The sequence below is a fragment of the Pseudomonas sp. AK181 genome, from assembly GCF_051122975.1.
Classification (GTDB): domain Bacteria; phylum Pseudomonadota; class Gammaproteobacteria; order Pseudomonadales; family Pseudomonadaceae; genus Aquipseudomonas; species Aquipseudomonas lactis.
In genome coordinates this window covers 821,429-843,738 of record NZ_CP146348.1, presented here as the reverse complement: position 1 = coordinate 843,738, position 22,310 = coordinate 821,429, and the positions used below count along the sequence as shown (strand labels likewise).

Sequence of the window (22,310 nt, the reverse complement as noted above, 5' to 3'; positions counted from 1 at the left end):
GAAAATAAATAATGAAATTAAACACCAAGCACACAGCAGTACTACCAATCAGCGTATAACCACACTGGCGGCCGATTGGACTATTATTTTACTCACATCCTGAGATAAGTTATGCGCGTTCTAGTTGTGGAAGACGAAACCAAAAACGTAGAATACCTTCAGCAGGGCCTTTCTGAAAGCGGGTACATCGTAAATATAGCAAACAATGGTGTTGATGCCGCTCACTTATTCAATACTAATATTTATTCGTTTCTGCTTCTCGATGTGAACCTCCCTGACATCAATGGCTTGGACCTTTTGGAAGTCATTAGAGAAACCAGCCGGGTCCGCGTCATTATGCTGACTGCCTGGGGACGAACCAACGACAAGCTCAAGGGTTTGGACGGTGGCGCAGATGACTACCTCGTCAAGCCCTTCGAGTTTCCCGAGCTGCTTGCTCGCATGCGCTCGCTGCAAAGACGTGGCGACGAGCTTTTTGAGAAAAACGCGCTGAGAATTTCGGATGTAGAGCTCGACTCTGTGCGCCATCGGGTGTTCCGTGGATCTACACGCATAGACCTCAACACCAAGAAATTTGCTCTCCTGCACCTTCTCATTAGTCGAGCTGGCAAAGCACTTACACGCTCTCAGAGCATCTGGCTGATATGGGACATGAACTTTGACTGCGATAATAACGTTATTGACGTCTCTATCCGGCGATTACGCTCGAAGATCGATGATCCATTTGAGACCAAGCTCATACATAAACTTCGAGGCATAGGGTACGTTCTGGAGGAGCGCGCATGAGGCCGTTCAGTCTGGCTGTGAAGCTGGGATTCAAAGTCGGTTTGATGAGCGCAGCGCTGCTCCTCCTTTTCGCCACCTTTGGGTATGTGATGGTGAGCCAAGCTCTCGAGAGAAACTCCCGAATGGACCTCGAAGTGAAAATGGCGGGTATGACTCACAACCTATCCGCTATCACTAGTATCGCTGATGTCAATCCAGACGCGCACCAGCTAGTTGACTTGGTCATGGGGCACAATAATCTGTACGTCAGCATCTTTGAGTCAGGACAAACGCAAACTCCACTGCTCTCAATAGGTTCGAAGGCAGTCAACCTGGAAGTGCACAAGTTCAAGCCAACCGAGCAGGTTAAACAGCACGAGTGGCGTGACTCCACGGGTCGCCCGCTACTTAGCGCTTCGCGAGTAATGAATCTAGGCGATGGAACCGAAGTTAGTGTGTTCATGACCATGGACCAGTCAGCCAACCAAGCCCTGCTCGATGCATTGCTAACCTGGGCGCTGATGGTCTCGCCTCTTATTCTCTTGCTGATCTTGGCCATTGGATGGTGGACTGTGCGCAGAGGACTACTGCCTCTGACCAAGTTCTTGAGGATTGCCTCGAAAATTTCCACCGAGAGCCTTGATCATCGCCTACCAACGAAGGGGATGCCGGCAGAACTGAAGAAGCTCGGCGATGGAATCAATATCATGCTGATGCGTCTAGATGATGGGGTTCAGCAGCTATCGCAGTTCTCGGACGATCTTGCTCACGAACTGCGTGCACCTTTGTCCAATCTCATGGGTAAGGCTCAGGTTGCGCTGACCCGGGAAAGGTCTCTTCCTGAGTACCGAGAAGTCTTGGAGTCGTGCACGGAAGAGTTGGACCGCATGAGTCGAATGGTTTCCGACATGCTATTTCTAGCCCAGGTCAGCCACCCCGCGTCAATGGTAGAATTCGAAAATGTCTGTTTGCTCGACGAAATTCAGCGGGTCTGCGACCTCTTCAGCATTACGGCCGAAGAAGGCGAAATACAACTCCAGCTCACAGGAAATGGCGTGGTGCGTGGCAATCAGATAATGATTCAACGAGCCATCTCGAACCTTGTCTCGAACGCGATTCGCTACTGCCCAAGAGGCCGGACGGTTTACGTGAAAGTTCAACGCGGTGCTAACGGAACTACCTTGAGTGTTGGTAACCCGGGGCGCGGAATCGCCAAGGAACACCAGGTGCATTTGTTCGAGCGGTTCTACCGTGTAGACAAAAGCCGAGCACGAAATGAAGGTGGTACGGGTCTGGGCCTAGCTATAGTACAGTCAATTATGGGATTGCATCAGGGTTCTGCGAGCGTAGAAGTGACTGATCAGAATTTTACCTGGTTTCACCTCAACTTTCCCGACACCCAAATGAAGCAAACGCAAATGGGCGCAGCCTAGGTCCCGTATATGGAGGGGGCCGATTTTAGAAGAGCTCTCTTTTTTACTTGAAAGCTTTAATGCCTGAGGGCTGCCGTATTGTTTTGGTCTTTAGCTCGACGTCTAGAGGGGAAGGCAGCCCTACCCGAAAATATGGCGAGCAGCCACATATAACGCGACCTTATCGGCACGCCCCCCCCCCCCCGCCTTAAACTCTTTCACGCCCCTCTGAGTGAACCACAGACGGAGTCAAAAAAATTCGACAGCCAGTTTGACTAACCGCCAACGGCGCCGCATTTGAGATGCCAGCTAATCTAGCCGTTAGCTTCGATGCGTAAACAAAAATATCCAATCGCTGCTACACAGTCTTTAGATCGTTTATGGCTAGCTTCCACTAGTGGCAAAAAATCCAAAAACATCAATGGCTTAGATATCACATTAAAGGTTATGAAAGAAAAATAGCCTGCTTCGGAGCTTTCACAAACACAAAATTTATACCGTTTCACCAAACGCATAAATTACGAAATTGTAATGATTCCCTCACCCTGCTGTTAGCTTCAAAATCCTAAACTATCAAACCACAAAGGCTGCTAGTTAAGCAGACCTAGTAAACATCGAGGGCACAATGAAATTCATAAAACTCCTCTCTATTGGTATCGTACTGACTGGATTTATGAGTTCCGCTTTTGCTGAAGACGGTTTCGAGCGAACCAAAAATTTCAAAGATAACTTCCGAGCCGAGCAAGCTCGTCTATGGGGTCCTGATGTATCGGAGAAAAGTAAGCAGAAAATTGCTCAAGAAAAACAGAAAGAACCTAAGGGCATTAGCAGCAAGTCGACAACTAAGAGACAGTAAAAAACAATTAACACGATCAAAGCCATCGACAAAAAGCCAGATTAATATCTGGCTTTTTAGCAACCTCTCCCTAATTGTACTTATTAAATAATTTTTCAGCATCAAAGATAAATCCTGAGATGGATTATTCACTTTAAACTGAAAAGCAGCTAGAAATTTAAATACTCTCTTCGCCGGGCTCTTACTTTCAACGGGAGCCAGTAGCACTATCTCCTAGAATATTTTCACCATCCTGTGCAGTGTCCTTCCAGCGGCATAGAAGCAGTTGGCTCGCGTTCGTTTCAGTGATTATTTTGCAACCAACGTCTACAGGTAGATCAGAATCGCTGTCGCGCAAACGCCTGGAAAGGTAGAACGATCTGTCGCGAGGCCACTTGTCAGGATCTTTGATGCTTTTGGACATTCCCCGGCTATAAAACTCCGACGAATACGAGCGGCGGCCAGGATAAATCAGGGGGCCCGATTGAGACGACTGCACATCCAGCCAGGCCTGCACTAAATCTCGCTGGTTCTGAGGACGATCCTCAAGCACACCGTTATAGATAATACCGGCGCCCGCGACTGGCAGCATCAGAGCGCTCGCTGCAGCAGCCCAAGCAGTCTTTCTGCCCACTTCGCTGATACATTCGGCAAGGAGTAGCGTCCATGCAGGCAGAGCAGGAAGAAGATAGGTCCAGAGAATGTTACCAGAGAAAGTAAAGAAAACAGGTGTCGCCAATGCCCAAAGCCAAAGGTATACATCGAAGCGCTGCATCGTCCCACGCCTGCTAATAACGAGGGGTAGAAAGAAAGTCCAAGGAAGCAACGCTAAGCCAAGCTGAATCCATATGGTGCCGTAGGGCTTGGCGTGAGCACTCCCGTAGAGATCCCCGGCCCAATCACTTACAACATATCGGCTCCAGTGCTCGCCGACAAAAAAATACTCAAGGAAACCCGGCGTCTTCATTTCGGCTGCAATGTACCAAGGCACTGATATACCTAACATGAGAGCAATCCCCGTTACCCAAGGAAGCCTCAATACCCGATTCCATTGCTTGTAGATGACGATCCAAAAAAATGCTGGCGCGCCCATCAGTACCAAGGTCAGTGGCCCTTTAGCAAGCAGGCCCAAGCCGAGAGCTAAGAACATAAGGTAGGCATCCCCTTTGCCTGCGCACTTCATCCAACGCCAGAAACCATAGCTGGCCAACAGGATCGAGAACGATAAAACGGGGTCAGTCAGCACAACACCACTGGACACCAAGCCCAGCGCCGTGCCGGAAAAGATGATGGCTGCCCAAATGCCCGCCTTGCGCGATACCTCCTGTGTCGCGAGCCTGATGATGATGAAGCAGCTTGCCAAGTGGAGAAACCAGGCTGGGAATCGAGCAGCAAACTCATTGGTGCCGAATACCGTCATGCTCGCCGCTTGGGTCCAGAAAGACAGCGGTGGCTTGCCCCAAAATGGAACTCCGTAATCGAACATCGGAGTCACCCAGTCACTCAGTTCAACCATCTTGCGTGCCATTTCAGCGTAGCGTGCTTCAGAGGTATCCATCAGGGGATATACGCCCAGCCCCAGGAGACGCAAAAGCAGAATCGAACTCAGGATGAACCACAATGTTCGCTCGCTTTTCAAATTCAGCATTTCTTACCCTCGAGTGAGGAAGCCGGAGGATGAATAGTCATGGGTCGCGCTTCATTATTACTATTTAGAAAATAAAGGGGGCGGCGTTTGACCTCCGCGAGCGTTACGCCTACGTACTCGCCCACCAGTGCAACACCCACGCACATGAATGAAGCAATTCCGACAAGCAGGTGATGGATGTCAAAGGAGCCTGCTACCAGTACTGCGAGCAGGTAGCAGATGCTGGAGACAAAGAAACTGAAGCTAATGAGACTGAATATACGAAGCGGCTTGCGGGAGAAGCTGAGAATACTTTCGATGGCTAGGTCCAGCAGGCTAGCGGCGTTCCACTTGGTATTGCCGGCATGACGGGAAGTGCGATTGTAGGGTAACTCAATGGTGCGAAAGCCTACCCAGCCGATCAAACCCTTAAGAATTCTGGAGCGTTCGTCCAGCGCTCTTAAGGCGGCCAATGGAGCAGGACCAATCAGACGGAAGTCACTGACATCCACCGGAAGATCAACTTTCTCCACCAGGCGCTGCATGATCCAGTAATAGCTACGTGCACTCGTGCGTTTTAGCCAGGAGTCGCCAGTTCGCAAGTCGCGTTGCATGTTCACAACGTCGTAACCCATCTGCCAATGATATACCATACTCGAGATGAGTTCAGGTGGATCCTGAAGGTCGACATCAATGAAGATCAATGCGCTACCGCGTGCATGGTCGATCCCTGCACTTAACGCAGCCTCTTTTCCGAAGTTCCGACTTAGGAACAGGCATCGTACATTTGATCCATCTTGATAGTGTCGAAGTAGGTCTGCAGTTTGATCGCTACTACCATCGTCGACATAGAGAATCTCGCACGAAACAGGCAGGCGCTTTACAACTCTGGTGATGCGCTTGTGAAATTCCGGAATGGTTTGCTCTTCTTGAAAGCAAGGAACCACTATTGTTAACAAGGGGTCAGCGCGTTCGGAAAGCCGATGTGATGTCCGCATGATTGAATGTCCAGAAACGATGCGCAGTGAATCCGAGCGCAGTTAGGGTTAAAGTCACTAAAATCTGAGAGACAAGCGGTGAGAGATTGAATTTAATCAGAACCCACATACCTACACCATTACCGATATTAGTTGCCAACGAGACAAGTACAAACCTGATAGGTTGAAGCTTATAAATTCCCGTCGCCACGAAACTGAGCCTTCTATTACCAATATAGCTAATAATAGCGCCTATCACGCCTCCGCCAACGCTGGCTAACACTGGATCAGTAACTCCATTTACAATAAGCAGGAGAAATACAAAATAGTGCCCCCCGGTTGCTACGAATCCAATGCCTAGATAACGAATAAGCAAAGCTATGATCGACATGCTTGTATTTTCCATCTACAAAGACTAAACAACCCGAAGTGAAAAAAAAGTGAACTGCATGTAATTTCAGAACTAAATGATGCAGCACCTCGACAATAGCTGTGCCACCCAACAAACACCAAAAAACCCTAATAATAAACTGAACAAATAACTCTAGCATGATCCAGAGATTACAATTCTGATAAGAGCATATACATGATGGCACTTTAGATCTTGGACAATTAAGCACTTTCTCAAAACATGAAAACCAGTAACGACACCAATAATTACACCAATTAAGTATCAACTTACCAACCAGTGATCCATTTTCTCACGAGCGCCCATCAGTTTAAACAAGAAGCAACCTGCTAAACGTACGTGTCGTCGAGCTAAGCCCATATATTCAGTGTTTATTTTTGGTTGGGTAGCAAGCTAGTACGACCCAGAACTTGCTGCCACACCATCGACTTTCGTTTTTCGTTCAAAGCCTGAGGACTCACCTAAAGCAATTATCCGGAGTTAAGTCTTTAAGTAAGCCTAAGCCCCGAGCCAATTATAAACTTTCCAATAAACACCCTTATCAAGCCGCACTTCGACTGAGTCAGTGCTCATGCTTTGCCTGGATGTCACAGAAATCAGTTTTTTTCAAAATTCGCTGCTTCTGAGTGCAAATTCGCCGGCCTAAATTTTTTAGCTGGACTTGACTTACTTTTGGGGAGGGGGGCAAGGACTGACAATCTTTGGTTAAAACATGTCAAGGACCATAGAAAACGCCAGGCATCGCCTGGCGTTTTTCTATGGCCTCTAAAAATCCTATCGATGCATTCAATTTTTGTTGTTGACACATTGGGAAAACAAAGAATAACGAATCGTATTAAGCTCACCCCGCGAGTCTTCGTAGGTCATCAACCGTTGATACACCTCGCAAGTACGGGGATCCTGGGACTGACGCACAAATTTTGCAACATCAATCTTCATTCCATACTTGTAGTCCTGAATCTCTGGTATTGGCTTATTATTTTTCGCCGCATAGCTAGCCACGGCGTTCTGATGTTCCTGAATATATTGCAACTGCTTCTTTTCGGAAAACGTAGTAGCTTGTGAAACTATAGGCAAAACAGCTAGGGCTGCCGCAATGATAAGCTTTTTCATAAGGTCCTCTCAATATCAATCTTATTGGGAGTAACCTTATCAACTCACAGGCATCACCGGCATGACGGTAAACTTACAATTTTGAAAGGTGACAACAATATCCAGAATGAAAAGCCCACAACGTTGCTGTGGGCTTCTGTTATGGGCTATCAGCTACCCGCTTCATCACCATCATCATCTTTGCGGTGTGCCCATTGATACAGAGCAGGAAGCACCAACAGAGTAAGCACGGTAGACGAAAGAATCCCGCCAATCACCACTGTCGCCAGTGGCCGCTGAACTTCAGCACCGGTACCTGTTGCGAGAGCCATCGGGATAAATCCGAGGGATGCGACTAGGGCTGTCATCAGAACGGGCCTTAACCGTGTCAACGCGCCTTCATCTACCGCTTGCCGGAGGGTACGTCCTTCCTCCCGCAGCCCGCGGATAAAAGAAATCATAACCAGGCCGTTTAGAACTGCCACACCGGACAGCGCAATGAAGCCAACTCCCGCCGAGATAGACAGCGGGATATCCCGCAACCACAGTGCAACTACACCGCCGGTGAGTGCGAATGGAATTCCGGTGAAGACCAGCATGCCATCCTTCAAGTTGTTGAACATCAGGAACAGCAGTGTCATGACCAGAAGCAATGCGACTGGAACAACGATCTGCAGACGCTTGGCTGCTGATTGCAACTGCTCAAACTGGCCACCCCAGGTAGTCCAGTAGCCTGCTGGGATCTGCACAGTAGCCAGCGACTTAGTCGCTTCTTCAACGAACGAGCCTAGGTCACGGCCTCGAACGTTTGCACTAACTACTACCAGCCGTTTCCCATTTTCGCGGCTGATCTGGTTCGGGCCCAACTGCAAGTCAAGATTAGCGACTTGGGACAGAGGAATGAACCCTATCTGATTAGCATCCTGAGCAACATTAGCAGGCACAGGAATCAGCAAGCTGGACATACCCGCTACGTCAGTGCGCACGGTCTCAGGCAGTCGCACCACCATATCGAACCGACGATCGCCCTCATACAATGTACCTGCCTGGCGGCCACCCACAGCAATAGCAATTGAGTTTTGCACATCCGCGATGTTCAAACCGTAGCGTGCTGCTTTTTCGCGGTCGATGTTGATGGTTAACACAGGAAGGCCGGAAGTCTGCTCAACCTTGACCTCCGATGAGCCCGGTACCGCTTTAAGCGATGCCGCGATTTTGTTGGCGGTGCTGTTGAGCGCGTCCATGTCATCGCCAAAAACTTTCACCGCAACGTCACTACGCACGCCCGAAATCAGCTCGTTGAAACGCAACTGGATCGGCTGGGACAACTCATAGTTGCTTCCCGGGACACCTGCTGCGGCTTTCTGCACCTCAGCGATCAGCTCATCACGAGGCTTATTGGGATTTGGCCACTGATCCTGAGGCTTAAGCATTATGTAGGCGTCAGAGGCGTTAGGCGGCATTGGATCAGATGCGATTTCTGCAGTACCCGAGCGTGCGAACATCCGCTCTACTTCTGGGACCTGCGCTATTACCGCTTTCTCCAGGCGCTGTTGCATCTCGACGGACTGAGTAAGGCTCGTTCCGGGCACTCGCATAGCCTGCATCGCAAAGTCGCCCTCACTAAGGCTGGGAATGAACTCGCTACCCATACGACTTGCAAGTATACCGCTAAGTACGACCAGAGCTACTGCAGCCGAGAACGCAATGTTCCGGTGCCCAAGAACCCATTGCAGTATCGGCTCATAGCGCTGTCGGGCGGTGCGCATTACCACGCCCTCCTCTTCCTTGACCTTGCCAGTGATGAACATGGCGATAGCAGCAGGAACAAAGGTTACGGAAAGAATCATTGCCCCCAGCAGCGCCATTACGACAGTGAATGCCATGGGGTGGAACATTTTTCCTTCGACGCCGGTTAGGGCGAAGATCGGCAGATACACTACCATGATGATCAACTGGCCAAATATCAGTGGCCGGCGAGCTTCACCTGCAGCGGCAAAGACTTCATGGAAGCGTTCTGCTTTGGTGAGTATGCGACCATGCTTGTGTTGCGCATGAGCCAGTCGGCGGATCGCGTTTTCTACTATAACCACGGCACCATCTACAATAATGCCAAAGTCGAGTGCTCCCAAACTCATTAGGTTTGCACTAACCTTGTTGTTGAACATACCTGTGAAGGTAAATAGCATGGACAGCGGGATCACCATTGCGGTGATCAGTGCTGCGCGGATGTTGCCGAGGAACAGGAAGAGAATAGCAATTACCAGAATCGCGCCTTCCACCAAGTTCTTCTTCACCGTCGCAATGGCTTTTTCAACCAAGTTGGTACGGTCATAAACGGTCACAGCAACCACGCCCTTCGGCAGGGTGCGGTTGATGTCGGTCAATTTGGTGGCCACAGCTTGGGACACTGTACGACTATTTTCACCAATCAGCATAAATACGGTACCGAGTACTACTTCGCGACCATTCTCAGTAGCAGCCCCCGTTCGCAGTTCTTTACCGATGCTGACTTCAGCAACGTTGCTGATGCGAATCGGCGTGCCATCTACACTGGTAATTACGATGTTGGCAATATCTTCGATATTGCTTACCTGACCCGGCGCACGAATGAGCAACTGCTCACCATTACGCTCGATGTAACCGGCGCCCACGTTGGCGTTGTTGCTTTCCAATGCAACTACCAGGTCATTAAGTGTCAGCTTGTAGGTAGCCAACCGCTTCGGGTCCGGCGCAATCAGAAACTGCTTGGCGAAGCCACCGATGGTGTTGATCTCGGCAACACCAGGGACGTTGCGCAGCTGCGGCTTGATAATCCAATCCTGGATCACTCGCAGGTCGGTGGGAGTGTAAGGAGTACCATCTTCTTTGAGTGCGCCATCTTCCGCTTCAACGGTCCACAGGAAGATTTCACCAAGCCCGGTGGATACAGGCCCCATGACGGCCTCGACCCCATCTGGCAACTGTTCCTTTGCAACCTGCAAACGCTCGTTAATGAGTTGGCGGGCAAAAAAGATGTCAGTACCGTCTTTGAAGATCACGGTGACCTGTGACAAGCCGGAGCGAGATAGGGATCGGGTTTGCTGAAGGCCCGGAAGACCGGCCATGGCCGTTTCAACTGGAAACGTGATCCGCTGTTCGGTTTCCAACGGCGAGTAACCAGGGGCGCCAGTGTTAATCTGCACCTGGACGTTTGTGATATCAGGCACCGCATCAATGGGCAGTTTTTGGTAGCTGTAGATACCTATACCGGCCATGATTAGAACTGCGATCATTACTACGATGCGCTGCTCAATGGCGAATCTGATGATACGTTCAAACATAAGAAATCATCCTGTAAATTCGCATCAGTGGCCATGCTCGGCAGACGCTTTGCCAAGCTCAGACTTGAGCGTGAAGCTGCCACTGGTTGCCACTTGGGCACCCGATTGGAGGCCTTCGGTTATTTCCACATAGCCACCGGCACGGCGACCTAGAGTTACCCTGCGAGTGTCGAAGCCCTCAGTGGTCCTCACGAAAACTGCAGTTTTTTCCTCGACGGTCTGCACCGCTGACTCTGGAACAGCTACAGCAACTTGATCAGTTTGTGACGTGACTGCGATGCTCACGAACAGCCCCGGTCGCCAGGCCCCATTGGGATTGGTCAGAGTGACACGGACGGGCGCTGCACGATTCTGCTCGCCCAAAAGGCTGCCTACGTAACCCACCTTGCCCTCGACCTCAGCCTTCATGTCAGGAGAAGAAACCTTTACCGAGCGGCCAGTCACGACCTTTCCGAGATCGCCAGGAGGAACCGCGAAAGTTGCCCACACCTGATTAAGATCGGACAGGATGAAAGCATTGGTTGCCTCGCTGACCACCTCACCGACGGTCAGGTGCTTTTCCACTACAACTGCGTCGAAAGGCGCACGCAGTTCATAGCGGTTACCGCCTGCAGAATTGACCGAAGCGCCGATTGCTCCGACCTTTTGCTTAGCGTTGGCCAGTGATATTTCAGCTTCTTGCAAAGCTTGTCGCGCCTGAAGGTAATCTTGCTCGGCGGAGATTTTGTCCTGCCACAACTGCTTCTCGCGGTCAAAAGTCAAGCGTGCCAACTCAACACGTCGCTGTGCAGCTTGTTGCTCACTGCGCATATCCGAGATCTGTTGACTGGCAATCACCGCAAGGACTTGGCCCTTCTTGACCGACTCGCCCAGGTTCGCCTGAACGCTTTCAACAACTCCAGGAACGCGAGGTACCACATGTGCGGTGTGGTCCTCATCAAACCGTATTTCGCCAGGAAAAGTCACAATAGTGCTAATCTCACGGGGAGCAGCTGCTTCCAGAACGACGCCCGCAGCCTCAATCTGCTCGGCGCTAAGCGTCATCTTGCCCTCTTCCTCATTGGCATTTTCGCTGTGGCCTTCCTCACCGTGACCTTCATCCCCCCCGTCTTTAGCAGGTGCTACAGCAGTTCTCTCATGGCCATCTTCAGTGCCATGTTCGGCCTTACTGACTGGAGGCTGCTCGGAACTGGAGTTCCAGGCGAAACTGCCAAATCCGAGGACTGCCACAGCGATTACCGCGAGCGCGATCTTGCGTTTGTTATCCATTGCTACTCCTGCTGATCTTAGGTACCGGCTTATTCAAAGACGCATACAAGGAAAATGCCTGGCCTGTTCAGCGCGTATTGGCAGTCAAGCCGACGTCGCCATACACCCTTTCCACTTGAGCACGCGCATTGGTCGCAGCCGCCAAAGAGTCGAGGTACTGGCCACGAGCAACTATCAAGGTGCGCTGAGCATCCAGCACTTCGATGAAACCGAATTTGCCCATCTCAAATCCACGAGTTGCGGTATCCACGGCCTGTTGAGCTGAAGGCAGGATCGTCTTGTCATAGGACTCGACCTCCTGCATGGCGGTAGCCCACTGATTCACTGCGGTTTGAGTTTCGGAACGTAGCCTGAGCTCAACAGCGTTTCGCTGGTCTCGGGCCTGATCTGCGCGGCGAGAAGCGGAAAGAATGTTGCCCTGATTGCGATCAAACAGCGGTAAAGGCATCGACAGCCCCACGACATTGACCCTCTCGCGAATAGAGCGGTCGTATTGGCTACCAACACTCACGGTGAGATTCGGGATGCGCTGCGCCTTTTCCGCGCCTAGTGAGGCATCGCTCTTATCTATTTGAGCAAGCGCTTGACGCATATCTGCGGTTTGATCGAGCTTCGCCAGTAATTCTGTAGCTTGCGGCGGCTTGCCGGGAGATAGGTCTGGCGAGTCAAGACGATCAAATGCAGTGACCGAACTGCCTATTAACTGGGCCAATTGCTGGTAAGCCGTTGACTTCAAGGTTTCAGCGCGCCTTACCTGTAACTTGGCTTCAGCCAGTTGCACCTGAGCGCGCGTGGCTTCCACCGGCGAGGACTTACCGGCACGCACCCGTCCATCGACGATGCGCAGACCGCGTTCGGTGAGCTCCAATGATTGTTTTGCCAGATTCAAGCCGGTCTGAGCTCTCAAAGCAGCGTAGTAAGATTGAACAACATCTGCACGAAGGCTATTGACTCGACGGTCCAGCTCTAACTGCGCGACGCTTTGACCGTAGGTTGCAACCTCGACACGAGCACGTCGCTTGCCACCCAACTCTAACGGCTGACTAAGCGCGACAGTCGTCGTGCTGGTATTACGACGGGTGTCTTCTACTTGATAAGAAATTTCAGGATTGGGGATGAGTCCAGCCTGCTTGCGCACTCCTTCAGAGATTCCGATCTCTTGACGTGCTGCTGCAAGATCGGGGTTAGCGTCTATTGCCGTCGAAAGCGCTTCAGCCAGACTGAGACTCTGGGCAAATGCGGCAGGCACCCACAATCCAGACAAGACCATACAGAACACAAAGACTTTCAAAGGAAAGATGGGGGTTTTAGATAAAGCAATGTGATTATACCAGGGCACTTTGATAGTCCTCATGCACAAACTTTGATAAAGCTTGGCGAGAACGCCTAAACAGCTGCCAAGCTCCTCTGGATCAGGTGATGGCACTCTAATCAGCGATCACTATCAGAGGGGTGGCTATAAAATTACAATTTCGTTAGAAACCCTGGGGGGATAGTCGAAATAGAAAGCTTTCAGGCGAAACGCAGGGATTTAGTGAAAAAGATTCTGGAAGCCCTGCAACGGTGGAAATACCTGATAACAGAATTGTAATCACCCCGTCACCGACTCGTTATCTTTGATCTGCAAATATGACCCAGGCGCTATTCTAAGTGCTCCACCGGGCCAAAACAACAGACTATACCCGCGTAGGTAAATCATAATAAAAACTGCCGTAATCAAAGGAGCATCGCATGAGACACAAAGTAACTTTGTATTTGGCTGCGGTTTCAGCTTTTTCTGGAAGCTATGCCCTCACGGCACAAGCGGAAGGTAAACCAGAAGGTTTTATTGAAGGTAGCAGCCTTACTGTTCTAAACCGCAACTTCTATTTCAATCGTGATAATCGTGATGCATCTGCGCCGACTTTCAACAGCGGCAAAGGCAATACCAACGGTTATTCCGAAGCTTGGGCACATGCGATAATCACTAAATTCAACTCTGGTTTTACGCAGGGCACTGTGGGCTTTGGTATAGATGCGTTTGCAATGATTGGCATCAAGCTTGATACTGGTGGCGGGCGCAACGGTGGCCGTAGCAGCTTTGACGTGCTGCCTGTTAACGGTGACGGCGAAGCACGTGATGAATACACTAAGGTGGGTGGAGCAGCGAAGTTTCGGCTGTTTGATACTGTCGTAAAGGTTGGAGATGTTTTCCCCGCAACACCCGTCGTGGCATCGGGAGATTCTCGCTTACTCCCTGAAAGTTTCCGCGGCGTGACGGTCGAAAATAGTAGCATTCAAGGCCTAACCTTGCAGGGTGGTCGACTGCATGCGATGAGCCAGCCTGGTTCCAGCAACTTGAACGATAACTTTGCCACATTTTATGCCGGCCCGGTCAACTCGCCTTGGATTGGGTACGGCGGCGGTGATTACCAAGTCAACGACAACATCACGGTGAGCCTTTACGCCAGCCAATTGAAGGATGTTTGGAATCAATACTATGCCGGTAGCAGCCTCACTTACCCACTCAGCGATGATTTGACGCTTATCGGCGGATTCAACTACTACAAAGCTGTAGATGAAGGCAAGAAGCGCCTGGGCGAATTCGACAACAATATATGGAGCGCCAAGCTCGGCGTCCGGTACGGTGCGCATACTCTTGCACTGTCTCATCAGCGAAACAATGGCGATGACGACTTCGACTACCTTCGTCAATCAGACTCAATCTTCGTTGACAACTCAATACAGTACAGCGACTTCAACTCACCGAAGGAACGCTCTTGGATGCTGCGCTACGACTTGAACATGACCAGCTACGGTATTCCGGGGCTATCGTTCATGACTCGTTATGCCAGAGGTTCTGGTGCAGACTATTCGAACGCCAATCAATTCTATATGCGCACTGATGGTAACGGCGATCCGCTCACGAATCAAAAACGTTGGGAGCGTGATATTGAAGTCAAATACGTCGTACAAACAGGTGCGGCGAAAGATCTTTCCTTGCGATTACGTCAAGCAAATACTCGTGCCACTGCATTCGAATCGGACTTGGATGAAGTACGCCTGATCGTTGAATATCCACTTTCGATACTGTGAGCCCTAAACAAGATCGATTTATTCATGTGACTCGCCTAAAACAAAAATAGCGAGCTTAAAGAATTCACCTTGAGTTGCTTAAATGCTCCTTTGGTAAAAGGTGAATATTTTGCGCCCCCCTGGGGCGCTTTTTTTTACCTAAAATTCGAGTAAATCTTCGAGTACGCGCACCGCGTCCCGATGGAGTTCATGACTGCACCAGTGACCGCCTTCTTCAGCATGAGAAAAATCGCCCTCATCTGCACGGAATAAAATGGCCATAATAAAAAAAACAACCCAACATTTCATAAGGTCAATTCAGCAGTAGAGAAATAACCCGCAACTGGTTGGTCCGAGCCACGATATAATATATCGCGATGTTATCAAGTGTATTGCTCACTGATTACAAGTACGTTATTTAGCCCCCACCCAAGTGGTTTTGAATTATCATTCCTGCCAATGATGACAGCGCATTCGCGTAGTTAAAACAGCTCAGTCATATCGAGACAAAATCCAATGCGAATTCTGGTAATTGAGGACGAAGTAAAAACTGCCGAATATGTGCGCCAAGGCCTTACGGAGAGCGGTTATATCGTGGATTGCGTACATACCGGATACGACGGGCTTTTTCTGGCCAAACAACATATGTACGAGTTAATCATCCTAGATATCAACCTGCCGGAGATGGATGGGTGGCAGGTACTTGAATTGTTGCGAAGAAACAATTGTCTTTGTAGAATTATGATGCTTACTGCTCGAAGTCGCTTGGTTGATAAAATCAGAGGACTAGAGAATGGTGCAGATGATTACCTAATTAAGCCTTTTGAATTCCCGGAACTGCTTGCTCGAGTTCGCGCACTGATGCGCAGGTCTGATAATCCAGCATCTGTTGAGATCATTCGCGTAGCCGATCTGGAGCTGGATCAAAGCCGTCATAGGGCGTTTAGAGACGGTCAGCGTATCGACTTAACAACGAAGGAATTCGCACTTCTGCACTATTTAATGAGAAATACGGGAATTGTCCTGAGTCGTACACAGATCATATCTCAGGTATGGGACATGAATTTCGACTGCGATACAAATGTTGTAGAAGTTTCAATTAGAAGATTAAGAGCCAAGATGGATGATCCTTTTGAAAACAAACTGATACATACACTCAGAGGCGTAGGATATGTTCTAGAAAAACGCTAGCGTGCTGTTCTTGAAGCAATCACATACGCTCCTGTGATTTCGCCGACTCACGGGCACTTCAGGTTTCATCCAAGTTTGTCTTTCACTTGGCGCTTCTGGCCTACCGCGTCGGATATACATTTCGGCGCGCAAAAAACTTGCTAATCGAAGCTTTCAACTCGCCTACCGGTCCAAAACCGTGGTGCGAAAAAACACCATACCCCCCCGAAACAGCGCTCGATAATGCTTATCCACAAGCTGGATTTCAGTGTCCAATGTATGTGGAAGCGTTCAGACCCGCTTTCACTTTAGGTATTTGTGAGTAACGTAGTTGCCGATGATAAAGTGTAGTTCAAGGAACGTGGATTTTTATCAGTTGATACTCTCATAATCTGGTGAGACGAACTACGTGACGGTGCCACGGCGCACATATCCATGTAGTTGCGTGTGGATATGATAAATCTACCGGGGCATGAAGCCTAAGCATGCCATGGAGTGGACAATACGGTCGTGACTTAAAGGTCGCATACTCTATGATCTCTGAAGGCGAGCAAGTGAATCACTCCGGCTCTCTAGATACCTTGCAAGCTCATTGCATAACGCTTTTAAACTCTACAGTGAAAGCTACATATTGAAACGATTACGGCGTTTTGCGTTGATGGTTGACGATATTCGACACCTCCCCTTGCCGTCGGGTTAAGCCGTCACACTTGCTCAATCGTCAGAACTTTTGCATTAGCTTGAGTATCGCCATAAGCGTCCGGGCATCACGCCTTGCGTGATTAAAAAGATTGCGGCAGCAACTGATCGATTTCACTCGCCCGCTGCGTCGGCAGCCGCGTGAGAGCATCCTTCAGATATGCATACGGATCATGACCATTCAGGCGCGCAGACTGGATCAGACTCATGATCGCTGCCGCACGTTTTCCGCTGCGTAAGGCCCCTGCAAAGAGCCAGTTCTTGCGCCCAAGGCCCTATGATCGGATCTGGTTCTCTGCCCAGTTATTGTCTATGGGTACAGCCCCGTCATCGAGGTAGCGCGACAGCGCTGCCCAGCGTTCGAGACTGTAATCGAGTGCTCTGCTGATGGCTGAGACTTCAGGCACGAGGTCACGCTAGGCAATCAACCTGGCGTGCAGCATATTCATCACCCGTACAGCTTTTTCTTGCCGTATTCGGAGTCGTAAATCCGGCCCCAGATCGCGACTTCGCTTTCAATTTCGTACAACAACTGGATATAACGCAGAGCTTGCTCCGCAAGCGTGCTTTTATTCTTAGCGTGCAGCTCAAAGAAATTACGTTGCGCATGAGCCATTCACCCGATCTCGGTCACGTCTAGTTCGAAGCTGGCTTTGTAACCGACACAATCATCGCAGACCAGCTTGTCCTTCCAGTCATTCAGGAAGTTGCGAGCGTGTTCTCCGGCGCGGCTAGGGCTGAAGTCGTGAACCACCGCTGCCGCGTCCGAGAACTGGCTGGTGGCATAGGACCAAATATAAGAACTGTGGGTTTTCTTAGTTCCCGGCATGAGCATTTGCACAGGTGTCTCATCGGCTTGAATAATCTGCTGCCCGAGAACCACGTCGCGCAGCGCATCAACCAGCGGCTGGAACTGAACCCCAGTCACGGCCATCTGGCCACCGTCGGTGAGGCTATGCACGCTAACTCCTCCTCTCTTTCTCTTCGTTAAGTAGCATCAGCCATGAATTCATTCAAAAAGACCGTTCAAGTCATTGCACTCGTTGCAACGCTAAATGCAGCCTCATTGTTACAGGCAGCGTAATCAATTGCCGTCTACAAAGCCCCTAACTGTGGCTGCTGGACCAGGTGGATCGCTTATCTGAAGGAGTGGTCGACTATATGGAAAACAACATTAGCGATATGAACGAGAAGCTCGGCGTACCCGTAAATCTGGCGTCGTGCCACACGGGAGTTGTAAGTGGGAAATTCGTCGAAGGCCATGTTCCGGTCACACAAATTGCTGAACTAAGTCGACGAGCCAATCTGGACGGAATAGCTGCCTTCGGTATGCCCGTGGGATCGCTCGGAATGGAGTCAGGTGACCGACGCAGCGCCTACCCGGTAATTGGGATGAGCAAGTCAAGGGGAGAGACGGTTTTACAGGATTTTCGGGCCCGCTAGGGATGCTCCGATCAACTTGTCGTGCAGCCGCGGCAAGTTGCAATTTTCCAGGCACCTACAGCGTCATTGGACGAAAAGTGACCGAAAAATCATGTACGGAGAGCTTTTTCGACCGGTTCTCCGTGTTAAACGCGAACCTCACCCATACCCATGAGCTGTTTTCGAACCCTCCACAGGTTTGCCAGGGCGAACAGCGTGGTCAACTGAGCCGTGTTTTTCATCAGCCCACGAAAACGTACTTTCACGTAACCAAACTGCCGCTTGATCACGCGAAACGGATGCTCGACCTTGGCCCGTGTCTGAGCCTTGCAGAACTCGATCTTGCGCTTGGCTTTGTACAGTACGCTGCGCTGGTTCAGCTTGGAATAGGTGCTGCGACGCGCTGCAATCTGCCAGATCACCCCCCGATTTTCATGCTCTTCGCGCCTTTCGACACCGGTGTAACCGGCATCTGCATACACGGCGTTTTCTTCGCCATGCAACAGTTCAGCCACCTGCGTGACATCGGCCACATTGGCAGCGGTGCCATGGACGTGATGCACCAGGCCGGACTCGACATCGGCACCGATGTGCGCCTTCATCCCGAAGAAATACTGACCGCCTTTCTTGGTCTGGTGCATCTCGGGATCACGCTTGCCTTCTTTATTTTTGGTCGAGCTGGGGGCATGAATAATGGTGGCATCGACGATGGTGCCTTGGCGCAGCGACAGGCCTTTTTCCTGCAGATAACCATTGATGACCGCAAGGATTGCCGGTGCGAGCTGATGCTTCTCCAGCAAGTGCCGGAAGTTCATGATCGTGGTGTCTTCGGGGATTGGCGCGCTCAGCGTCAGGCGTGCGAACTGGCGCATGGGCGTGATTTCGTAGAGCGCTTCTTCCATGGCCGGGTCGCTCAGGGAGAACCAGTTCTGCAACAGATGGATGCGCAGCATGGTTTCCAGAGGATAGGGTTTTCTACCGCCGCCGGCCTTGGGGTAGAACGGTTCGATCAGCTCCAGCAGGCCTGCCCAGGGCACCACCTGATCCATTTCGGCGAGGAAGCGCTCTCGGCGGGTTTGCTTGCGCTTGCCGGCGTACTCAAAGTCGGAAAAGCTCATCTGGCTCATGGGCGGCTCGGATCAGGTGTTGCGGGGATTCTCGCATAACTGAAGGCTTGTTCGGAGATTCCCTAGTGGCTGAGGAACCGCTCTACTAAACTGGTTGAATACCGGATACCGGGTTTCGAAAAAGCTACAGCCGGCTGATCAAATCTTCCGGCTGGAGTCTGATTAGCGGATCGCTGTATCCAAGCAAATATTAGTCGAAAATTTCCCGTAAAAACGATTTCTTATGATAAACCTGCTCTTCCTGATGCCTCGACTGATTCTGATGGCCGTTCTGATATCCGTCCCGCCAACCACCACCGTGACCAGGCTGCGGCGCGGAGTGGCCGTGCTTAGTGCCGCGTTTGTTGTCATGGTGGCCAGAAGACGGCTGGGCATACACAGGTTCAGACGGAGGTGTACCTTGCAGCGACTGAGATACGCTCTGTGGAAGAAAACGAGCTTCTTGTTCTTCCTGCTGGCTACGCTCGATGATCTTGTCGAGTTCTCCCCGGTCAAGCCAAACACCTCGACATTGCGGGCAATAGTCGATTTCAACGTTTTGACGTTCCGACATTACCAACAGTACTTCTTTGCAAACTGGGCAGTGCATGGTTCTCTCCTCCAGCGAATGAGCTATATAAAACGCAGCAGCCATTTCACCGACGCAGCAGCCGCAAGCCATTGAATACGACGAGCAAGCTCGCCCCCATGTCGGCGAAAACGGCCATCCACAATGTCGCGAAACCAGAGAGAGCCAACGCCAAGAAGACAACTTTTATGCCCAGAGCCAAAATGATGTTTTGCTTTAGAACCGAGGCGGATCGGCGACTCAGGCTGATAAAGTACGCGATTTTTCGAGGGTCGTCGTCCATGATCGCAACGTCAGCTGTTTCGAGAGCTGTCGCTGTCCCTGCGGCTCCCATTGCGAAACCTATATCGGATTGCGCTAAGGCGGGGGCGTCATTAACGCCGTCACCAACCATCCCAACGGCGCCATATCTGCGTTTGAGTTCAGCGACTGCAGTCTGCTTGTCCTCTGGCATCAGATTTCCACGGGCATCCTCGATGCCCAATTGCTCAGCGATCGACCTCGCCGTCGCAGGATTATCCCCAGTCAGCATTACTGGAACCACGTTCAAAGCCTTCAAAGCAGCCACAGCTTCAACACTCTCCGGTCGGACTGTGTCTGCGACCGCGAATATCGCGGCGGGGCCGCTATTGCCGCATAGCACGATCACCGTTTTGCCAGTTTCCTCAAGCCGTGAAAGTCTGGCCTCCAGCTCCGAAGAACACACGCCCAACTCCTCAACCAAACGATGGTTGCCTAGATGCCAAAGATGACCGTCGATCGTGCCTTTCACGCCTCGGCCATTTAGCACACTGAAGTCACTGACAGGCAGAGCCACAGCGCCAGGCTGCTGCGATTTCCACCCATTGACCAATGCTTTCGCTACTGGGTGGGTACTTTGCTCATCAAGACTCGCAGCAATCAAAGTTGCCTTCTCGATAGACAAGTCACTGAATATATCTGAGTCAGTCAGAACTGGCTTGCCCTGAGTCAACGTGCCTGTTTTATCCAGAGCAACCACCTTCAGCAGGCGCCCGCTTTCCAGGTAGGCACCACCCTTGATCAAGATTCCATGCCGTGCGGCTGCGGCAAGACCACTCACAACAGTGACAGGCGTTGAGACGACCAAGGCACAAGGACACGCGATGACCAACAACACCAGGGCCTCATACAACCATTCACCCCACGTACCACCAAGCAGCACTGGGCCTAAAACGGCAACAAGAAATGCCACCGCCACTACGGCTGGGGTGTAATACCGTGCGAACTGGTCAACGAACCTCTGCGTCGGCGCCCGCTGAGACTGCGCATCCTGAATCGCGGCAGCAATACGAGCGAGCGTACTTTCGCCAGCGACTGCCGTGACAGTCGCCTCCACGACGCCGTCTGTCACGATACTGCCAGCATATAGCGGATCCCCCTCTGCCTTATCTACTGGCAAGCTTTCACCAGTGATAGGGGCTTGGTCGAGAGCAGCACGACCAGATTCCACCCTCGCATCCAGCGGTACCCGCGACCCTGTGCGAACACGAATACGGCTGCCGAGAACGACATTCTCAACCGGGTGTTCTTTCCAGCCAGCTTCGGTCATGACTTCCGCAGTCTCAGGAGCTAATGCAGTCAGCGATTTAATCGCGTTACGCGCTCGCTCAAGTGAGAGTGCTTCGATGGCTTCGGCAATAGCGAAAAGGAAAACCACCATCGCGGCTTCCGGCCACTTGCCAATCACCATGGCACCCAAGACAGCCAAAGACATCAAGAAGTAGATGTTCAATGTGAAGTTCTTTACAGCGATCCACCCCTTCTTCAGAGTTGGTAGACCAGCAGTAAGAATGGACAGCGCAGCCAAGGACATTACAGGCAAAGAACCCTCCTGTCCGGTCGTCCAAGCGATCACTTCAGCGGCGATGGCAGCTAGACCGCTGACCGCCAGCAGCCCTTTCAAGCGCGTCGTCAGAGCAGGTGAAATGGCATTCGGGGTTGCGCCGGCCTCGATGAGATTGGGCCCCATATCCAGCGCGGTCAAAGCGATGACTATCGCCTTCGGATCATCCAAGCGATGATGCACTGTCAGCTCACGATCCAACAGATTGAAATCAAGTCGTGCGATGCCAGGCATCGGCTCTAAGCGATTACGAATTAGCCGCTCTTCGGTAGGGCAATCCATCTTATCAATGCGATACCGAACCAGGGTCGTGCCTTCTGGCTCAGCCATGGCCGAATGTGAAGTCACCGCCCCTGCGGAATCCACTTTGCTCAAACAGCAATGGTCGGCATCGGAATGGGCTTGAGCTGAAGTGCCATGATCGTGTGCGCTATGGTCTTGATTATGGTCGGTGGACTTGGCTCCACAAGGCTGAGAATCCTTCGAACCGCACGCATGCGATCCCGTTCTGCCCAAGCTCTCGGCGTGATCAGGCCCATGCTCAACATGATGTGCACGAGAATGAACCTGTTTGGCGAAGGTCTCGCGGGGGTCAGCAGAACAGCAATCGTCCGACTTCGGCACGAGGTGCAATTTGGCTTTCGACGGGTTTTCCTGGCTCATGACGCATCTACCAATAAGGATATGGCGTCATTGA

16 protein-coding genes and 1 pseudogene are annotated in these 22,310 nt (G+C 51.1%); 6 read left to right on the top strand and 11 right to left on the bottom strand.

The window, feature by feature from the left end; all coding sequences use genetic code 11:
• Window positions 1-111: 111 nt before the first annotated feature.
• From V8689_RS04070 to V8689_RS04060, 3 genes are all read left to right on the top strand, one after another.
• Complete coding sequence (locus V8689_RS04070) at window positions 112-786, top strand: heavy metal response regulator transcription factor (RefSeq protein ID WP_019818106.1); 675 nt, start codon at window positions 112-114, stop codon at window positions 784-786.
• On the top strand, window positions 783-2,198 hold the full coding sequence (locus tag V8689_RS04065; protein ID WP_019818107.1) for a heavy metal sensor histidine kinase: 1,416 nt from the start codon (window positions 783-785) through the stop codon (window positions 2,196-2,198). Before V8689_RS04070 ends, V8689_RS04065 begins: the two co-directional genes overlap by 4 nt.
• A gap of 604 nt (window positions 2,199-2,802) precedes the next feature.
• Complete coding sequence (locus tag V8689_RS04060; protein WP_019818108.1) at window positions 2,803-3,033, top strand: hypothetical protein; 231 nt, start codon at window positions 2,803-2,805, stop codon at window positions 3,031-3,033.
• 187 nt (window positions 3,034-3,220) lie between these two features.
• On the opposite strand, the gene V8689_RS04055 is transcribed toward V8689_RS04060, so the two are convergent.
• The 7 genes from V8689_RS04055 to V8689_RS04025 form a co-directional block, all read right to left on the bottom strand.
• Window positions 3,221-4,660 (bottom strand): ArnT family glycosyltransferase, encoded by a 1,440-nt coding sequence (locus V8689_RS04055; RefSeq protein ID WP_019818109.1) that lies wholly within the window; start codon window positions 4,658-4,660, stop codon window positions 3,221-3,223.
• Entirely contained in the window at window positions 4,654-5,637 is a 984-nt protein-coding gene (locus V8689_RS04050; RefSeq protein WP_024073373.1) for a glycosyltransferase family 2 protein, read from the bottom strand. Before V8689_RS04050 ends, V8689_RS04055 begins: the two co-directional genes overlap by 7 nt.
• Window positions 5,603-6,022 (bottom strand): GtrA family protein, encoded by a 420-nt coding sequence (locus V8689_RS04045; RefSeq protein ID WP_024073372.1) that lies wholly within the window; start codon window positions 6,020-6,022, stop codon window positions 5,603-5,605. The genes V8689_RS04050 and V8689_RS04045 overlap by 35 nt, the downstream gene beginning before the upstream one ends.
• Window positions 6,023-6,811: 789 nt before the next feature.
• On the bottom strand, window positions 6,812-7,138 hold the full coding sequence (locus tag V8689_RS04040) for a DUF2790 domain-containing protein (RefSeq protein ID WP_019818112.1): 327 nt from the start codon (window positions 7,136-7,138) through the stop codon (window positions 6,812-6,814).
• A gap of 149 nt (window positions 7,139-7,287) precedes the next feature.
• On the bottom strand, window positions 7,288-10,440 hold the full coding sequence (locus tag V8689_RS04035; protein WP_024073371.1) for a CusA/CzcA family heavy metal efflux RND transporter: 3,153 nt from the start codon (window positions 10,438-10,440) through the stop codon (window positions 7,288-7,290).
• 24 nt (window positions 10,441-10,464) lie between these two features.
• A complete protein-coding gene (locus V8689_RS04030) occupies window positions 10,465-11,709 on the bottom strand; it encodes an efflux RND transporter periplasmic adaptor subunit (RefSeq protein WP_024073370.1) in 1,245 nt (414 codons plus the stop codon).
• A 67-nt stretch (window positions 11,710-11,776) separates the two neighbouring features.
• The gene (locus V8689_RS04025) at window positions 11,777-13,048 is read right to left on the bottom strand and encodes a TolC family protein (protein WP_131672237.1); all 1,272 of its coding nucleotides are present in this window, start codon (window positions 13,046-13,048) and stop codon (window positions 11,777-11,779) included.
• 392 nt (window positions 13,049-13,440) lie between these two features.
• On the opposite strand from V8689_RS04025, the gene V8689_RS04020 reads away from it, so the two are divergent.
• Both V8689_RS04020 and V8689_RS04015 read left to right on the top strand, forming a co-directional pair.
• On the top strand, window positions 13,441-14,784 hold the full coding sequence (locus V8689_RS04020; protein ID WP_024073368.1) for an OprD family porin: 1,344 nt from the start codon (window positions 13,441-13,443) through the stop codon (window positions 14,782-14,784).
• A gap of 495 nt (window positions 14,785-15,279) precedes the next feature.
• Window positions 15,280-15,954 carry a heavy metal response regulator transcription factor gene (locus tag V8689_RS04015; protein ID WP_019818115.1) on the top strand — a complete coding sequence of 225 codons (675 nt, stop codon included), beginning with the start codon at window positions 15,280-15,282 and terminating at the stop codon, window positions 15,952-15,954.
• Between the two features lie 761 nt (window positions 15,955-16,715).
• Here V8689_RS04015 and tnpC read toward each other — a convergent pair.
• Window positions 16,716-17,560, bottom strand: a pseudogene (gene tnpC / locus V8689_RS04010) (IS66 family transposase); the annotation flags it as partial.
• Window positions 17,561-17,793: 233 nt separating this feature from the next.
• On the opposite strand from tnpC, the gene V8689_RS04005 reads away from it, so the two are divergent.
• Window positions 17,794-18,075 carry a DUF411 domain-containing protein gene (locus V8689_RS04005; RefSeq protein ID WP_181125140.1) on the top strand — a complete coding sequence of 94 codons (282 nt, stop codon included), beginning with the start codon at window positions 17,794-17,796 and terminating at the stop codon, window positions 18,073-18,075.
• A 125-nt stretch (window positions 18,076-18,200) separates the two neighbouring features.
• Here the strand turns inward: V8689_RS04005 and V8689_RS04000 are convergent, their stop codons facing one another.
• From V8689_RS04000 to V8689_RS03990, 3 genes are all read right to left on the bottom strand, one after another.
• Complete coding sequence (locus tag V8689_RS04000) at window positions 18,201-19,181, bottom strand: IS5-like element ISPa41 family transposase (protein WP_014003920.1); 981 nt, start codon at window positions 19,179-19,181, stop codon at window positions 18,201-18,203.
• Window positions 19,182-19,371: 190 nt separating this feature from the next.
• A complete protein-coding gene (locus V8689_RS03995; protein WP_073844972.1) occupies window positions 19,372-19,770 on the bottom strand; it encodes a zf-TFIIB domain-containing protein in 399 nt (132 codons plus the stop codon).
• 46 nt (window positions 19,771-19,816) lie between these two features.
• A complete protein-coding gene (locus tag V8689_RS03990; RefSeq protein ID WP_024073364.1) occupies window positions 19,817-22,276 on the bottom strand; it encodes a heavy metal translocating P-type ATPase in 2,460 nt (819 codons plus the stop codon).
• Window positions 22,277-22,310: the final 34 nt, after the last annotated feature.

Coding starts and splice junctions, on each gene's coding strand:
- V8689_RS04070 (WP_019818106.1), top strand. CDS start 112: ATGCGCGTTCTAGTTGTGGAAGACGAAACCAAAAACGTAGAATACCTT.
- V8689_RS04065 (WP_019818107.1), top strand. CDS start 783: ATGAGGCCGTTCAGTCTGGCTGTGAAGCTGGGATTCAAAGTCGGTTTG.
- V8689_RS04060 (WP_019818108.1), top strand. CDS start 2,803: ATGAAATTCATAAAACTCCTCTCTATTGGTATCGTACTGACTGGATTT.
- V8689_RS04055 (WP_019818109.1), bottom strand. CDS start 4,660: ATGCTGAATTTGAAAAGCGAGCGAACATTGTGGTTCATCCTGAGTTCG.
- V8689_RS04050 (WP_024073373.1), bottom strand. CDS start 5,637: ATGCGGACATCACATCGGCTTTCCGAACGCGCTGACCCCTTGTTAACA.
- V8689_RS04045 (WP_024073372.1), bottom strand. CDS start 6,022: ATGGAAAATACAAGCATGTCGATCATAGCTTTGCTTATTCGTTATCTA.
- V8689_RS04040 (WP_019818112.1), bottom strand. CDS start 7,138: ATGAAAAAGCTTATCATTGCGGCAGCCCTAGCTGTTTTGCCTATAGTT.
- V8689_RS04035 (WP_024073371.1), bottom strand. CDS start 10,440: ATGTTTGAACGTATCATCAGATTCGCCATTGAGCAGCGCATCGTAGTA.
- V8689_RS04030 (WP_024073370.1), bottom strand. CDS start 11,709: ATGGATAACAAACGCAAGATCGCGCTCGCGGTAATCGCTGTGGCAGTC.
- V8689_RS04020 (WP_024073368.1), top strand. CDS start 13,441: ATGAGACACAAAGTAACTTTGTATTTGGCTGCGGTTTCAGCTTTTTCT.
- V8689_RS04015 (WP_019818115.1), top strand. CDS start 15,280: ATGCGAATTCTGGTAATTGAGGACGAAGTAAAAACTGCCGAATATGTG.
- V8689_RS04005 (WP_181125140.1), top strand. CDS start 17,794: ATGGAAAACAACATTAGCGATATGAACGAGAAGCTCGGCGTACCCGTA.
- V8689_RS04000 (WP_014003920.1), bottom strand. CDS start 19,181: ATGAGCCAGATGAGCTTTTCCGACTTTGAGTACGCCGGCAAGCGCAAG.
- V8689_RS03995 (WP_073844972.1), bottom strand. CDS start 19,770: ATGCACTGCCCAGTTTGCAAAGAAGTACTGTTGGTAATGTCGGAACGT.
- V8689_RS03990 (WP_024073364.1), bottom strand. CDS start 22,276: ATGAGCCAGGAAAACCCGTCGAAAGCCAAATTGCACCTCGTGCCGAAG.